This window comes from Maledivibacter sp. (genome assembly GCA_025210375.1).
Taxonomy (GTDB): domain Bacteria; phylum Bacillota; class Clostridia; order Peptostreptococcales; family Caminicellaceae; genus JAOASB01.
The window spans coordinates 1-17301 of sequence record JAOASB010000035.1; the positions used below are offsets into that span (position 1 = coordinate 1).

Annotated in this window: 12 protein-coding genes and 2 riboswitches; of the genes, 11 read left to right on the forward strand and 1 reads right to left on the reverse strand. The window is 34.5% G+C overall.

The window, feature by feature from the left end; translation table 11 throughout:
* From N4A68_12515 to N4A68_12525, 3 genes are all read left to right on the forward strand, one after another.
* On the forward strand, positions 1-255 hold a 255-nt coding region (locus tag N4A68_12515), incomplete at its 5' end, for a hypothetical protein (protein ID MCT4565119.1).
* A gap of 798 nt (positions 256-1053) precedes the next feature.
* Positions 1054-6063 (forward strand): S-layer homology domain-containing protein, encoded by a 5010-nt coding sequence (locus N4A68_12520; GenBank protein MCT4565120.1) that lies wholly within the window; start codon positions 1054-1056, stop codon positions 6061-6063.
* Positions 6064-6367: 304 nt separating this feature from the next.
* Positions 6368-7090 carry a hypothetical protein gene (locus tag N4A68_12525; GenBank protein MCT4565121.1) on the forward strand — a complete coding sequence of 241 codons (723 nt, stop codon included), beginning with the start codon at positions 6368-6370 and terminating at the stop codon, positions 7088-7090.
* A gap of 25 nt (positions 7091-7115) precedes the next feature.
* Here N4A68_12525 and N4A68_12530 read toward each other — a convergent pair whose 3' ends face one another.
* Positions 7116-8162 carry a tyrosine-type recombinase/integrase gene (locus tag N4A68_12530; GenBank protein MCT4565122.1) on the reverse strand — a complete coding sequence of 349 codons (1047 nt, stop codon included), beginning with the start codon at positions 8160-8162 and terminating at the stop codon, positions 7116-7118.
* A 475-nt stretch (positions 8163-8637) separates the two neighbouring features.
* On the opposite strand from N4A68_12530, the gene N4A68_12535 reads away from it, so the two are divergent.
* The 8 genes from N4A68_12535 to N4A68_12570 all read left to right on the forward strand — a co-directional run bounded on the left by N4A68_12535 (position 8638) and on the right by N4A68_12570 (position 16893).
* Positions 8638-9036 (forward strand): DUF2809 domain-containing protein, encoded by a 399-nt coding sequence (locus N4A68_12535; GenBank protein ID MCT4565123.1) that lies wholly within the window; start codon positions 8638-8640, stop codon positions 9034-9036.
* Between the two features lie 192 nt (positions 9037-9228).
* Positions 9229-10323 (forward strand): threonine synthase, encoded by a 1095-nt coding sequence (locus N4A68_12540; protein ID MCT4565124.1) that lies wholly within the window; start codon positions 9229-9231, stop codon positions 10321-10323.
* Between the two features lie 129 nt (positions 10324-10452).
* The gene (locus tag N4A68_12545; protein MCT4565125.1) at positions 10453-11352 is read left to right on the forward strand and encodes an acetamidase/formamidase family protein; all 900 of its coding nucleotides are present in this window, start codon (positions 10453-10455) and stop codon (positions 11350-11352) included.
* 134 nt (positions 11353-11486) lie between these two features.
* Positions 11487-11671: riboswitch (cobalamin riboswitch) on the forward strand.
* Between the two features lie 110 nt (positions 11672-11781).
* A complete protein-coding gene (locus N4A68_12550) occupies positions 11782-13410 on the forward strand; it encodes an ABC transporter substrate-binding protein (GenBank protein MCT4565126.1) in 1629 nt (542 codons plus the stop codon).
* Positions 13410-14360 carry an ABC transporter permease gene (locus N4A68_12555; protein ID MCT4565127.1) on the forward strand — a complete coding sequence of 317 codons (951 nt, stop codon included), beginning with the start codon at positions 13410-13412 and terminating at the stop codon, positions 14358-14360. Before N4A68_12550 ends, N4A68_12555 begins: the two co-directional genes overlap by 1 nt.
* Position 14361: 1 nt before the next feature.
* Positions 14362-15177, forward strand: a complete 816-nt coding sequence (locus N4A68_12560) for an ABC transporter permease (protein MCT4565128.1) — start codon at positions 14362-14364, stop codon at positions 15175-15177.
* A gap of 14 nt (positions 15178-15191) precedes the next feature.
* On the forward strand, positions 15192-16157 hold the full coding sequence (locus N4A68_12565) for an ABC transporter ATP-binding protein (protein MCT4565129.1): 966 nt from the start codon (positions 15192-15194) through the stop codon (positions 16155-16157).
* Positions 16123-16893: an ATP-binding cassette domain-containing protein gene (locus tag N4A68_12570; protein ID MCT4565130.1), complete on the forward strand. Its 771-nt coding sequence runs from the start codon at positions 16123-16125 to the stop codon at positions 16891-16893. Before N4A68_12565 ends, N4A68_12570 begins: the two co-directional genes overlap by 35 nt.
* A gap of 119 nt (positions 16894-17012) precedes the next feature.
* A riboswitch (cobalamin riboswitch) is annotated at positions 17013-17156 on the forward strand.
* Positions 17157-17301 lie beyond the last annotated feature (145 nt).

The window sequence follows — 17301 nt, forward strand, 5'->3', positions numbered from 1 at the left end:
CAAAAAGCCTATTTATATACACCAAGTAAAACCATTGAAATGGTAGGGTCAAATGGTCGTTTTGAATTACCACTCAATAAAAACAGTGTTCTTCATAATAAAATGCACTATATACCAGTACATACCCCCGATGGAGATTATAAAATCACAGTGGATTTAAAGGGAGCTTCAACCCCTGGTGGGAAATTAAATATATGTGTAGATACAATCATCCCAGTTAAGGGGGATATGTACGAAGATGATAATACTAATTAGTGAAATTATTGGATAATTACAGTAAAAGGAATTTTAGAAAATCATACTGAAAACTTACTTTTTTATAAACTTTAAGATTTTATAAATTTTAAATAGAAAAAGTAGGATAGGGTCTTTACATTATAATCTGAGATAATTAAAGAAATAGGATATGATGGGAAGAAACTATTCTTATGCAAATATAAAGAATGGTTTTCACTTGATGAGGTAAATAAACACAATTATAAGTGGTATCTAGACGTAGGGGATTTGTTATGTGAAAAATGATAGAAAGGAGAATGTCAATGAAAATAACAAGAGAATACAACGAAAAATCCACCTTTGCAGATATCTCAAAACTTTAGCTTGAAAATATATCCAACAGAGTTATTGAAAAAAATAAAGAAGATAAATATAATAAAGATACAACTATTACACCTCATGAAATATGACAAATCTATTTGTAAGAATAGTGGGGGAGGAGTTTGCCTTTAAAAATTGACAAACTAATACCTATCCCCATTACTACTTTAGTCAAATGAAGACTGAAAGGCTTTATTTATTTTATTGCACTTCATAGTATAAGAATACGTCACATAGAAGTAAAACTGAGTGACATTTTATTAAGAAAATTCAATGAATATCTTTTGTTGATAATGACTGAAAAAATTTGGAATGATTTATAGAAAAAGATTCATACAAAATATATTGGCAAATATAAGTTCGCGTAATGTACTTAAAAAGCAATTGAGGAAGACATCAAAGCGTCTAAGTGCTGTTGCTAATTATTAACATATTTAAGAAGAAAGGAGAGTATTTATGTATTTCAGTATAAGTACACCATACAAGAGGATTATGAAAAGTAAAAGAGTAGTGTTTTTAGTTTTGACTTTAATGTTATTATTATTCGGCTTTATGGAGGTAAACGCAGCTAGTGAGTCAGCATTTGATAATGATTTTAACTGGGTAAAGACAGCATGTGACGAAAATGGTGTTTTATGTCATTCGTTTGAAGCAAAACCATACAAAGATTTTAATATAGAAGGGGTCACCTTTCGTATTACTGCAACTGGTGATGGGGATGGTAGTGTAGTAGCACATAGTTCATACGGGAAAGGTGGTACATCTTGTATTACTGTGCTTTCAGGTAAATGGAATGCTAATGTACAAAATTTTAAGACTGTTGAAAGAGTTACTATTAAAAGAGCAGATGGTAAGCCTTGGTTGTTGAATTCTTTATGGGCTGATAAGCAAGAAATTCAACCAAGAATAATTACTTTTACTGGTAGTTTAAATGGTACTACAGTTGTTACAAAGACATGTAATGGTATGAATCAAACATTAAATTTTGGAAATGCGATCATTGACACATTAACTATTACAAGCGAAGATTTTTATGATGAGTACTTCACTATAGATAATTTAAAAGGTAATACTGAAGCAACACTAAACGAAAAACCAACAGCAGCAAACTTTACAGCATCACCTATATTTGAGAATACTGCATATGATTTTAACACATCACAATTTGGTTATGCAGATGGGGATAGCAATCCATTGGATCATCTAAAAATAACATCTGTACCAGCTAGTGGTTCGTTATGGATAGATAGTGACAATAATGATAGTATTAATGGCTCAGAGGCGGCATTAACTAATGGTTCAACTATTTCAAAAGCCTCATTAGATGCAGGCAAGCTTAAATACATAAACACAAATGGAAATTCCTCATCATTTACCTTTAAAGTGAACGATGGAACAGATGATAGTGAAGCATCCTATACAGCTACCCTGCAAGTGACATCAGAGCCAAGGGTGACATTAAGCTTAGAACCTAATTCAACCGTTAATGAAAACGGTGGAACCACTAATATCAAAGCGATTCTATCTGAGACTCATAATAAGAAAGTAACGGTTAATTTAGCATTTAGTGGAACAGCAAGCTCATCGGATTACTCAGCTTCTTCATCCATTGAGATAGAAGCTGGACAAACCTCTGGAACAGTAACGATAACAGGAACAGATGATACTATCTACGAAGGAGAAGAGGGAATCATAATAGATATTGATTCTGTAACAAACGGTAAGGAGTCAGGGACTCAGCAAGTAACATGTAATATAACAGATGATGATTCAAAGCCTCTTATAACGCTACAAGTGGATAAAACACAGCTAACTGAAAACCCAGAAAATTGTATAGTTACAGTAACAAAGCAGGGAGCTACAACAAAAGATATCACAGTAAATCTGAGCATAAGCGGAACATCAATAGCAGCAGACTACAACCTAGTAGATAACCCAATAACCATACTTGCAAGTGAAACCAAAAAAACAACAACCCTTTCAAGTTTGCAAGATGTGCTAGATGAAGATAATGAGACAGTTATAATCGACATAGCATCTGTAACTAATGGAAAGGAAAACGGAACTCAACAAAAAACCGTAACCATCTTAGATGATGATGATCCACCTACAGCTTCATTATCCTTAGAAAACAGTCCACTGGCTGAGGATGGTGGGAAAGCAACATTAAAAGCAACTTTATCGGTAGCATCGGGAAAAGATATAATCGTAGGTCTTGGGTATACTGGTACAGCATCAAACAATGATTATACTGCAAATACTACTGATATAACCATTGCTGCGGGTGATACAGAAGGTAGTCTAATGATTACTGGGAAAGATGATGATATCGACGAAGATACAGAAACAATCATTATAGATATAGATACTGTGACAAATGCAACAGAAAATGGCATACAAACAGCAACAGCAGAGATAACAGACGATGATACTGCCTCTTTAAATATTACGGAATCCGATGGTAGTTCATCTGTCAATGAATCTGGTACAATGGATACCTTTACAGTTGCATTAGCATCAAAGCCTATAACCAATGTAGTGTTAAACGTAGCAAGTATAGATAAAGATGAAGTAGATGTGGACAAAACTACGCTGACCTTTACAGAAGATAATTGGAACGTAGCACAGACCGTAACATTAATAGGGAAAGATGACAACCTAGTAGATGGCAATCAAAATATTCAAGTAAATATAACCGTTGATGATGACCAAAGTGATAACAAATATGATGGTTTGAGTGGCAATATTTCTGTTACAACACAAGATGATGATGTTGCTGGTTTTACCATTATAGAAACAGATGGTAATACATCAGTATCAGAAGATGAAACAACGGACACATTTACAGTTAAATTAGATGCTCAGCCTGAAACAAATGTTGTCATTAAAATAATAAATGGTGATACCACAGAAAAATCAATAAGCCATGATAGCTTGACCTTTACAAAGGATAATTGGAACGCAGAACAAACCGTGACAGTAACAGGTGTGAATGATGATACTAAAGATGGAGAACAATCTACGGATATCACTTTAAGCATAGATCAAACAAATACAGATGACACTTTTGATTCTGTAGCAAGTAAAAAAATCTCAGTTACAACCATAGACAACGATGTACCAAACCTTATTATAACAGAAGATAGCGGAAAAACAAGTGTAATAGAGGGTTCAACGGTTAAAGATAAAATAGCATTCAGATTATCAACCCAACCTGTAGGTGGTAATGATGTAAATATAACCTTGACACCAACGGATACAAGCGAGATATCCTTATGGGAAACCAGCATTACAATACTAAATGCAGATTGGAACAAAAATCATAATGTGACAGTAGCAAGTGTCGATGATATAGAATTAGATGGCGATATAACAAGTAATATCAACATAACTACAACTAGCTCTGATTCGGATTATAACGGATTAGCAAAAACGGTGAAGGTGATAACAGTAGATGATGAGTCAGTAGATATGTCTATCGCCAGCGACAATAAACCCGTGAACAATGGTAGCACTGCTCCAACAGTAGAAAACCATACAGACTTTGGTAGTGTAGATATTCATACTCAAACCGTAACAAAAACCTATACCATTAAAAATACAGGCAACTATGAATTAAGACTGACAAATACTCCTAGGGTAACAATAACAGGAGATTCAGGTTTTAGTGTAGAGAGTCAACCAGAAGCTATTATAGCAGGTGGAGCAAGCACAACCTTTACAATAAAATTTGACCCAAGTACCACTGGAGAGAAAACAGTGACAGTTAGCATTGCAAATACCGATACAGATAACAATCCATACACCTTTAAGGTAAAAGGAACAGGAACAGAGGACATTGATGCTCCAACAGTAACAAACCTTAGTCCTAGTAATGGAGGAACGAGCATAGCTATCAGTTCAAACCTAGAAATAATCTTTAACGAAAATATCAAAAAAGGTACAGGTTATATTAAGATATATAAAAGCAGTGATGATAGTTTAGTAGAGAGTATTTCAGCTAATGATGTTTCCATAAATGAAAAAATAGTTACCATTAACCCTACAAATGACTTTGCACATGGAACAAAATACTATGTCAAAATAGATAGTCGTGGGTTGACCGATGAAACAGGCAATGACTATACAGGGATTTCTGATAAAATAACTTGGAGCTTTACAACACAGAGTAAAAGTAGTAGCTCCTCAGGGGGAAGTTCTTCTAATAGTAGCAACAATGTATCTGTAGAAGTAAATGGCAAAAAAGAAGGATCTTTAGGCAAGGCTAAAACCAAGTATGAAGGCGGAAAGAAAGTTATAACAGTCAGTATTGATGAGAAAAAATTAGAAGAAAAGCTTGAGAAAGAAAGAACAGGATCAACGGTAACCATCCCAGTAGGTGGTCAAAAGGGAAGCGTAGTAGGACAGCTTAATGGTCAAATGGTGAAGAACATGGAAGAAAAAGAAGCCATCGTAGAGATTAAAACAGAAAAGGCAACCTATACCTTACCAGCAGATCAAATCAATATTGATAAGATATCCGAAGAACTTGGTGAAGGCATTGACTTAGAGGACATTGATGTAGAAGTAAAGATTGGTGAGACATCAAAGGATATGGTAAAGGTAGTAGAAAATACAGCAAAGAAGGATGCATTGACTTTAGTAGTACCACCAGTAGACTTTGAAGTAACCTGTAGCTATGAAAGCAAAAAAGTGAGTGCAAGCAAGTTCAATGCTTATGTAGAAAGAACCATAGCACTACCTAAGGGAATAGAACCAAATAAGGTTACAACAGGAATCGTTGTCTATCTAGATGGCACCACTTGTCATGTGCCAACAAAGATTGTTAAGATTGACGGAAAGTACTATGCTAAGATTAACAGTCTAACTAACTCAACGTATTCAGTAGTTTGGAATCCCAAAAATTATTCAGATGTAGAAAACCATTGGAGTAAAGATATCTGTAACGAAATGGGTGCAAGAATGGTGGTAGAGGAAGAAAGTGAAAACACATTCAATCCAGATCAACAAATAACAAGGCTATTTTTCACAGAAACTGTTGTCAAGGCATTAGGGCTAGGAGATAAGGGAAACAATGCCACCTTTACAGACATGGCTAAGACGGATGAAGGTTTTGGATACGTAGCAACCAGTGTGGAATATGAACTCATAGAAGGCTATCCAGATCGGACATTTAGACCAGACAATAGCATCACAAGAGAAGCAGCAGCAACATTGATATTAAGAGCAATGAAACTGGCAGGCATGAAAGTAGACTATACAGATGAGGAATTACAAAATGAATTAAATCAATTTGTAGATAAAGCAGATATCCATGATTGGGCTAAAAAGCCAATAGCTATCTGTGCCAAAAACGGTCTAATAGTAGGAAATAACCAAAATCAGTTCTTGCCAAAAGCCAACATAACAAAAGCAGAACTAGCTATGATTATGAAGCGAATGCTAGAAAAGGCAGGTTTAATATAACTAGAAAAGAATTAAAAGGATGAGTAAGATTACTAATTTATTTTTTAAATGTGCCTCAGGTGATAAAATAATATTCATAAATCCAAACAGAACAAGAACAACTAACTAAACGTATAAATGATATACGAAAAAGTCTAAAGGAAGATAATGAGAGCATAGCGAATGCTAAAAGGTTTACTGATATCATCAAGGAATATGATAGAATATTAATAACAGACGGAATCCATAAGGAATGAATTAAAATGTCATTAGCAAAAAACTATAATTTTAAAAATATGCTTGGTAGAGCTAGAGGAGATTTAGTATGAACAAGTTTTGTAAATATCTTATATTCCTAGTAATATTAACCCTGATAACAGTAATTCCCATAATAATATTTGCCAATTCTGCAGAACCACCGTCATTAATTATCCTTATCAATAATCCTCCAGAAGATCTGTCAATTGTGATGATATCCAATGAAGAACAACCAGAAGCAATGGTTAGAAGGGTAGCATGGGAAGGATATTATGTTTTTTATTCATCCCAGATGCAGTCGGATGGCGAGTATACATTCAAAGTTACATCAAATGGGAAGAGTTTTGAATGTACATTTACTAAACCTATAAAGAGATATAACGAGATTCTCACACTAGATTTATCTAGTCAGAAACTTAGTTATGGCAAATATCCATTTCGCTCTGTACTTTTAGTATCAATGCGTTTATTACTTACTCTTTTGATTGAAGGCATTGTTTTTTGGCTCTTTGGGTTTAGAGAAAAAGGGAGTTGGCTTATATTTCTTATCATAAACCTAATAACCCAGGGAGGATTGAATATATGGTTGAATAGCGAAGCTTCATCCATGTCAACTTACTTAATATTGACCTTAATTATCGGAGAGTTTTTTGTGTTTTTAGTAGAAATAATAGGATTTGAAAATTTAATTAGGGAGAAAAAAAGGAAGGTTATCCTGGGATATGTTCTTTTAGCAAACCTTATAAGTTTAATTGCTGGAGGGTATATGATTTCAATTTTACCAGTTTAGAAAAGAAGCACATTTTAGTGCTTCTTTATTCTTCCAGCCATTCAAAGTTTTTAACAATTTCTCTTTTGACATTCTTTTTATGAGCCGCATACAGCTGAGTGGTTGTAACATTATCATGGTCAAGGAGATTTTGTACATCGTATATAGAGAATCCATACTGAATAAGTGAAGAGGCGGCGGTAGCCCTTAACTTATGGGGGCTATAGCCACTGGCCCTAGTTGTATCCAGTGCAATCGAAGTATATTTCTTGACAAGCTTTCTAACGGATAGCTTAGTCATTCTTTTCTTTTGTAGTGATAAGAATAAAGCGTCTCTGTATTCCTCAGAAACACTTTCTGAGCTAGGCCTTTCTTCGTTTATATACTCTTTTATAACTTTTTCCACGGATTTATTTAAGGGCATGTTAACCTCTTTGCCCCTTTTCCTATAAATCTTAAACTCCCCACGATTGAAATTGAAAGAAGAAATATTTAATTGTTGCAATTCATTTAATCTGAGACCGTATGTAGTAAATAAAACCAAAATAGCTTTATCTCTTATTTTAGTTTTTTTCCAATATTGTTTTTCCTTTTCCGTTAATCCACTTCCATTTTCAACTGCATCTAGCATTATTGCCACTTCATCAACCTCCAATTTCTTAATTGCATCGGGTTGAGGTTTAGGTAGTTTTATAGGATTGAAACCATCTGTTATGTTATTAGGTAGTATTTCATCCCTATATAGGAATTTAAAAAGGGATACAAGAGATGATTTTTTACGAGCCAAAGCCCTATTGTGATTTTCCATTACAACTGTAGAATCCGTTTTCTTAATCAAGTATCTAGCACAATAATCACCGATAAACCTGTTTATATCACGGGCTTTAATACCTATAAAATCCTCATTAGAGATTTCCTTTGTATCAGTAGCTGATGTTAAACTTGTTTCAGATATAAGATAATTACAAAAGAAAATAACATCGTTAAGGTAAGCGTGTCTCGACGTTAAGGATACGCTATTTTTCAAAAAAATAAAGTAGTCCGTCATAAAATCAGGTAGTTGAGACTCTATAAATAAACATCTTTCGATCATATCATTTTCTGACTTGACAATATTATCGGGTTTTGATGACTTATTGTGAACAGTAAAATTATTTTTTAACACATCTATTCCTCCCACATAAAAATCATTGAAGTAATATATTTGTTTATTGAGGAAATTGCATAATTCTAACTTGGCATAATTGCACAATAAATGTGGTATGCCTCTAGGGGGATTTAAGACTATATGTAGTAGTAAATTTTTGAGGATTGTAATTATGAAATTTGCTCTATTATCATTTTATATAAAAATCACCTATATTTCAATTCATTAGTTTTATATAGGGATTCCAGACAAAACTTTAATTTATCCTAAACTCTCTATATAGGGTTTTCATAGTATAAGTTAAAGTCTATACTAAAATCCCTATAGGTAAGAGTACAGACATAACTTAAATACTAATATATGGTATAATGTTAGTGATTTGTGAAAGCAATATACTTTAGAAAGAAAGGACAACTATGCAATGGTTTTCGAGCGTAAAAGAGTAGCATATTTTATATACACAATAGTTGTTATAATATTGGGTTTAAGCTCAAGGCATTTTTCTAATACTTTACCTAAATTTTTAGCTGTATACTCAGGAGATATTCTATGGGGATTAATGATATTTCTTTTATTAGGATTTATCTTCAAAAAAAAATCAAGTATAAATATAGCTGTAATAGGAGCTGTTATTTCCATATCTATTGAAATAAGTCAGCTTTATCATAGTCCATGGATCGATGGAATTCGTAAAACTACAATTGGTGGTTTAGTATTAGGATATGGTTTTTTATGGAGTGATATAGTTTGTTATATTGTGGGTATAGCTATTGGTTTCATATTTGAAATTTTTTTGAGGATAAACAACTTCAAGGTTTAATATATTTCAAAGAAAAAATTTAGAAGCGTTCATTATTTTCTTTGAAATATATTTTAAGTCTTAATGTTGTTTATCTATAGAATGAAGTAAAATCGAGTTAGTATGAAGTGTAAGATTTAAGGGATAGAATATATGATTATAAAATAGTGTAAGCAAGATATATATTGAAACTATTGTGGAGGTGAATGGAACATGAAATATATTTGTTCAAAATGTGGTATGACGGCAGAAGTGACAACTAGAAAAGAAAAGTGTAACTGTGGCAGTCTTTGGAAATTGGATTATAAGCCTCCGAAATTTGATCTATCTTTAATAGATCGTGATACTTGGAGTATCTTTCGCTATCGTGCTTTTATGCCATTGGAAGAAAAACATTGGCGTAAAATCAGCCTAGGGGAAGGGATGACACCTGTGATTCGGTTTGATAAAGATGTTTTACTAAAAATGGATTATTTCATGCCGACTATGTCTTTCAAGGATAGAGGTGCCGCGGTGTTGATTGGCCACTGTAAAGCAATTGGTGTAGATTCCGTTATTCAAGATAGCAGTGGCAATGCGGGAAATAGTGTCGCGGCCTATTGTGCGAAAGCTGATATTGATTGTGAGATTTTTGTCCCAGAGGGCACATCACCGAAAAAGATTAATATGATTAAATCCCATAATGCACAGGTAAATGTGGTTTCTGGTACAAGGGATATGTGTGCCGATGTTTGCAGAAGGAAAGTAGATACAGAGGGGAAATATTACGCAAATCATGTGTATAATCCCTTCTTCTATGAAGGAACAAAAACCTATATCTATGAAGTCTATGAACAAATGAACAGAATTCCAAAAAATATTTTTGTTCCACTGGGCAATGGGACTCTATTCATTGGTATTGTGAAGGCGTTGGAAGAACTTTTAGAAAGTTCTATAATTGAAAAAATGCCAAATATCATAGCAGTCCAAAGCGAATACTGCGATCCCTTCGTAAAGGCAGTTATTACTCAAGAGAAGCATCCAGCTAGGGTGAGTCCTAAACCAACCATGGCAGAGGGAATTGCAATTGGCGTACCAATGCGTGGTGAGGAAATTTTGGAATATACATATAAGTACAATATCAAAATGATTACAGCTCCGGAAAATCGAATTATGGAGGCTAGGGCAGCTCTTGCCGCAAAGGGTATTTACTGTGAGCATACAACAGCGGCCACTTATGCGGCCTATTTGAAGTATTGTGAATTAAATGGGAGGATATCGGATTGCTTGATTCCTATGTGTGGAGCAGGTCTCAAATCCGATCACTGATTAGCTTAAAATTACATTTAAGGTGCATGAAAAAATAAACAAGTAGGATGACCAGTTTATTTTTAGAATATGCCTAACATCATAACAAGATGAAGTATCAAGAGAAATTAAAATAAAGGTGGTTTATCTATGATTAATATAAAAAAAGAACAAATTCATTTTGACTTTGATCCTACAATACCCCCCGCTGACTATGCTGAGAGCGGGGATACCGTAAAGTTTTGTTGTCAAGATTGTTATTGTGAGCAAATTCTGATGGATGGCTTTGACTTTAATAAGATGAATATGCAGCTCAATAATCCAGCCACAGGGCCCCTTTATGTGAGAGGTTCTGAACCCGGGGACGTACTCCGTGTAGAAATCAAGGCCATTGATCTTGAATCTAGCGGTTCTATGTGCGCACGTACCGGTGCTGGTATTTATGAGATTGAGGGTTGTCATTGTCGTAGATTTTCTATTGAAGATGGTTTAGTGGTCTTTGATAACGAGATCCGTATTCCAATCCGACCTATGATTGGCGTAATGGGTACTGCTCCCAAGAATGAAATCATGTCAACCCAAAGTCCCGGAGAACATGGCGGTAATTTAGATATAAAAGACCTTGGTGTGGGGGCTTCAATTTATCTGCCGGTTAATGTACCCGGGGCCTTACTTTCTATGGGGGATATACATGGGGTGCAGGGAGACGGAGAAACTGTTATTTGTGCTTTGGAAATGAGTGGAGAAGTAACTGTAAAAGTAGATGTTATTAAGGATGGACAGGACATTCCTACCCCATTTATCGTTACTGAGAGTCACTATATTACTACCTCAGCAGATTCATCCCTCGATAATTGTAGCACTATAGCAGCACAAAAAATGCACAGGTTTTTGCAGAAACATTCAGCTTTAACGGATGCACAAAGTGGACTATTACTTTCACTTGCGGGAAATCTTCGAATCAGTCAGATTGTAAATCCAGTTAAAGGCTGTATCATGGAATTCCCAATTGGTTTAGCAAAGGAAAAATTTTCGGGGCTTGGGGTATAAACTAATAGAAGCATGCTAATTGTTTACCAAATTGAAAGGATCTTGTAATTGAGCATATGTTAATGGTACTATTGGCTAATATTATCAGAAAATGTTGAAAAATGTTTGCTAAGATGCTAGAATGATATAGAACTAAATATGGATATTTATATGGTGCAGTTTTAATGCTTAAAAGGGAAGCTGGTGAGAATCCAGCACGGTCCCGCCACTGTGTAAAGGGAGTGCTACATCTTATAGCCACTGTTTTTTATTAAACGGGAAGGTGATGATAGCATGTTGATCTTAAGTCAGGATACCTGCCATACAAATACACACTATAGCTCACGAGGATGGGGAGGTGTTTCAGTAGATTACTTATTTCTATACTTCTTTATTTTACATGGGGAAGTTTTTTTGTTTTAAAAATATAAATTTTAGGAGGAAATACTAATGGGAAAAATGTTAAATAATAATAAAATAGCTATATTGGTACTAATTATTACTTTAATGTTAAACTCAGCTTTTCTTATAGGCTGTGGTGATCAAAAGTCAAATGAGGCTTCAGAGACAGATAAAACGAAGGAAGCTTTACAAGAAGAAAATCAAAAAGATCCTATAAAGGATGAAGAAATAGTGCTTGCAGCACCTAGAGATGTTGCACCTGGGAAAGAGGATGCATTTTTCACCAGTGTAATATTATATGTGTGGGAGCCGCTAGTGGAAATGGGAGCAAATGGTGAGCCTGTTCCAAAGCTTGCTGAATCATGGGAGGCCTCTGAAGATCAAAAGGAATGGACTTTTAAACTAAAGGAGGGGGTAACCTTCCATAATGGGGAAAACTTCAATGCAGATTCAGTTGTTGCCAACTTTGATAGATATAAGAAAATGAAATCTAGAAAATCAAAATTCTATACATTTAGTGTTGATAAAATATATCCAGGATTAATTGATTGTGTTAAGGTGGATGATTATTCAGTTAAGGTTACCTTTGAGAATCCACTACCGACCTTACCATATAACATGGTTAACTTTGGGAGTCCAATATATAGCGCCGATAGCTTTGATGAAAATGGGGATTTCGTAGGTATACCTAGTGCAACAGGCCCTTTTAAACTGGTAGAACTTGAAAAGGATTCTTACTGTGTACTAGAAGCCTATGAAGGATATTATGGAGAAAAAGCTAAAGCTAAAAAAATAAGGGTTAAAGTTATTCCCGATGCTCAGACAAGGTATTCAGCATTAAAGGCCGAAGAAATAATGGGAGTAATGGATCTTGGAGCTATAACGCCAGCATTAGCTGAAGAACTTTTAAAGGAAGATAGATTTGAGAAGTCAGTAGAAAAATCAAGTATTAGTCATTACATCTCTGCAAATGGGAACAAAGCACCCTTTGATAATCCAAAGATGAAAAAAGCAATAAGCTTAGCAATTGATAGACAATTAATAGTTGATGAGTTCTATAAGGCTAATGGAAAACCAACACAGAATCTTTTAAACTATGCTTCACCCTTTGAAAAAGACATAGAACCAAAGTATGATATGGAAAAAGCTAAAGAGCTTGCAAAGGAAGTTTTACAGGGAAAAGAAATGGATATAGATATGATTGTTCCCTCGGCATTCACACAAAAGTATCCATACAAAGAAGAAGCTGAGTATATTCAAGCTACATTAAAGGAACTGGGATTGAATGTAAATATACTTATCTATGATTGGCCAACATTTAAGGAACTGAGAAAAAATGGTGAATTCAATTTATCAATGCATATACAAGGGTTACCTAATATGGAGCCATACTCAATATTTGACAGATTTATGAGAAGTAATGGATCTACAAACTTGGCTTATAATCTTGGGTATAAAAGTGATAGAGTTGATGAACTAATGGATAAATTGGATCAAACCCTTATATTAGAAGAAAGAGCCCTTATATACGATGAGTTACAAGATATATCAGCACAGGAGCTACCAACCATACCACTTTTCTGTGATGCCAACCTAATAGTATATAATAAAAAGATTGATGGATACAAGTCAATTATCTATGGTACAACCCTTCCTGAGGTTCATTGGAGGAAGTAATGCTAAACACAATGGGGTACATAGTTAAAAGGATATTAAATGCCATTCCGGTTTTAATAGGAGTGTCATTGATTGCATTTATATTAGGAATTATGGCGCCGGGTGATCCGGCGCTTGAAATTCTTACGATGGATGGTATAAGCTATCCAACTGAGCAAGAGTTAAACTCCATGAGGGATGAGCTTGGACTTAATGATCCTGTGATTATACAATATTTAAACTGGGCAAAAAATGCTGTTAAGGGTGATTTAGGTAAATCCTATATGACTAATGAGCCTGTATTTCATGAAATTATGAGAAGATTACCAATTACCTTTTCCATAGCTATTTTGGCTGTAATCATGGCCATACTCATAGGTGTTCCTTTAGGTGTTTTTATGGTTTTTAAGAGACATTCATTATTTGATCATTTAGGTAGAATTGTTGCACTGGTATTTATTTCAGTACCAGGTTTTTGGCTTTCATTTATATTAATAACCCTCTTTTCTGAAAAGCTTAAAATACTACCTACCAGTGGCTATGGATCATTTAAACATCTGATTTTGCCATCAACAATCCTTGCCTCTGGAACTATAGGAGTTATTATGAGACTAAATAGGGCTACCTTAATAGAGGAAATAAATAAAAACTATGTTATAACTGCTAAGGCTAAGGGTTTTTTTGATGAAATCATAATCATTAGACATGCTTTGTTAAACTCTATTATGCCGATTATCACGTATTTGGGGAATTACTTTGGAGGTATACTTGGGGGATCAGCTATAATAGAAACTATTTTTGCAATACCAGGGATAGGCAGCTTTGTAGTAGATGGAATTTTTAGTAGGGATTATCCTGTTATACAAGGCTATGTACTATTTATGGGGATAACCTACATAGTGTTCAATTTACTAGTCGATATATGTTATGTTATTTTAAATCCTCAAATCAGATTAGGAGGCAAAAACTAATATGGCTATGTGTAAAATTATGTCTTTAGCATTGATAATTATATTACTTGTTAGCTTATTTGCTCCCTATATAGCTCCATATAGCCCTATTGAAATAGACATGAAAAACAGACTTAAAAGCCCATCTATGGATCATCTGCTAGGAACAGATTCCTTGGGAAGGGATGTCTTTAGTAGACTTGTCTACGGAGGACGAACCTCTATACTTTTATCTATTATAGCCTCTATGCTTACAATGCTACTAGGACTTGTTTTAGGAATCATTGCAGGATACTTTGGTGGAAAGCTTGATAGCATCATACAGATGATCATTAATATATTTCAAGCATTACCCAGCATTAGTTTTATGATAGCACTTATTGGAATAATGGGGCCGGGAATAAAAAGTATACTCATCTCAGTAATATTGACCTCTTGGGCAAGTTTTTCAAGAATTGTACGGGGTGAAGTGTTGAAAATAAGAGAGGAAAACTATATAGAAGGAGCTAAAGCACTGGGCAGCAATAATTTGCATATTATTATACATCACATATTACCTAATATAATGGGGCCATTTATTATTTTATTTACTACTAGGATTGGTAAGGTCATTTTATCTATTGCTGGTCTTAGTTTTTTAGGATTAGGACTTAAGCCCCCTACTCCCGATTGGGGAGTAATGATAAGTGATGCTAAGACCTACTATCTTAGTAATCCAATACTTCTAATAGCCCCTGGCACATGTATAATGATACTTAGCTTAAGTATTAATCTAATCGGCGACGCTTTAAGGGATTACTTGGATACAAGGGGAGATGCCCATAAACAATATTTGTAGTCGAGGGGATATTTATGAATGAAAATATAAAAATAGAAAATTTAAAGGTTCATTTTAAAACAAAGCTTGGAAATGTTAGGGCCGTTGATGATGTATCCCTAGAACTAGAAAAGGGGAAAGTGATTGGATTAATAGGTGAAACCGGCAGTGGTAAATCGGTTTTAGGATTATCTATATTGAGACTTCTTGCAGATAATGCAGTTGTATCGGGAAAAATTATTTATAAGGAAACTGATCTACTAGATTTAGATATAAGAAAAATGGTAGGGCTTAGGGGAAAGGAAATAGCTCTTGTGCCTCAAAATCCTGGAACTGCTTTAAATCCTATTATGAGAGTTGGAAAGCAAGTAGCGGAGGGTATAATACTTCATGAAAAGGCAAGTAAAAAACAAGCTCTAGGTAGGATATTAAATCTAATGAAAAAGTTTATGCTTGATACCAGTGTTCTAGGTACTTATCCCTTTGAACTAAGCGGCGGAATGAAGCAAAGGGTCTTAGCGACCATGGGAATTTCCTGTAATCCCATATGGCTTATAGCCGATGAACCTACAAAGGGCTTGGATGCCATAGTTAGGGGACAGGTTTATGAGACCTTTAACAAAATAAAGTGTAAAAATGATATGGGAATGCTTTTAATTACCCATGATCTAATTCTTGCAAAAAGGCTATGCCACAGGATAGCTGTGATGTATGCCGGTGATATTTTAGAAATTGGTTCAAGTAAAGAAATCCTAGAAAATCCTCAGCACCCATATACAAAGGGATTAGTGGATTCACAGCCCCATAGAAATCTGAGCCCCATGATAGGTTCTTCTCCTAGTCTGATAGATCCTCCTAAGGGCTGTAAATTTCATCCGAGGTGTGAGTATGCTATGGGAAGATGTTACTTAAAAAAGCCATTGCTTTACAATACGACAATGGGATCGAAAGCGAGGTGCTTTCTATTTGATAAGGCTGGAAAAGGTAACAAAGGCATTTAAAAAAAGAAGCTTTTATGGTAAAGATACTTTAGCCGTTGACAACGTATCATTAAATATCGATAAAGGGAAAATACTTGGACTGGTGGGGGAAAGCGGATGTGGTAAATCTACTTTAGGTAGGATAATCTTGAAATTGATGCCTGTTGATGAAGGTAGGATATACTTTTTAGATAAGGATATTACTAATTATACATTTAAAGAAATGCAGGATATAAGAAGACAAATGCAAATAATATTTCAACATCCAGATACATCATTGAATCCTCGTAAAAAAATTGGGTATAGTTTATTAGAACCATTTTTGATCCATAAAATTAACAATGGGAATAGGAATAAAATGATGAAAAAAATATTGGAGTACCTAGATTTAGTTGGTTTGAAGGAAGAGATACTAGATAGATACCCCCATCAAGTAAGTGGGGGACAGATTCAACGGGTGGTTCTTGCAAGGGCTTTAGTACTTCAGCCAAAACTGCTAATACTTGATGAAGCTACATCCATGCTAGATGTTTCTGTACAGGCTCAGAGTATTCAGCTTCTTAATAGGGTAAAAGGAGAGTTTGATATGACATATCTATTTATTTCCCATGATATTGATTTAGTTAGAGCCTTTTGTGATGATATTGCTGTTATGAAGACGGGACGGATAGTAGAGTTTGGAAGTAGCGATAAGATTTATAATACTCCTGATCATAGATATACAAAGGAACTGATTAAAACATTTAGAAGGTTTTAAAACTAAAGGGTCTATGATATATGTAAATTCTATATACTAAGACCCAATAAATAATTTATTATCTTGTAATCTTGGAGTGTTAGTTGTATACTTTAAGTGTAAGAAATGTAGATTACAATTTTATACGTTTTAAAATAGGTATCATTTCTGTTTTATTATGGAGTGATTTAAAGGGGAATCCGATGTGAGTTCGGAACGGTCCCGCCACTGTGAATCGGTTTATAGCCGAAAGTCAGATATCCGCCTATTTATAGTCACTAAGAGTCCTACGATGAATAGGGAGGTGATAGACCTAGTATGAAGTACTCATATTACTAAAAACATCCTTTAATCGTGTGATAGAGGATGTTTTTTAATTTCCTCAATTGCACAAAATTTTAAATATGGATTTGATTTAAAGCTAATGCA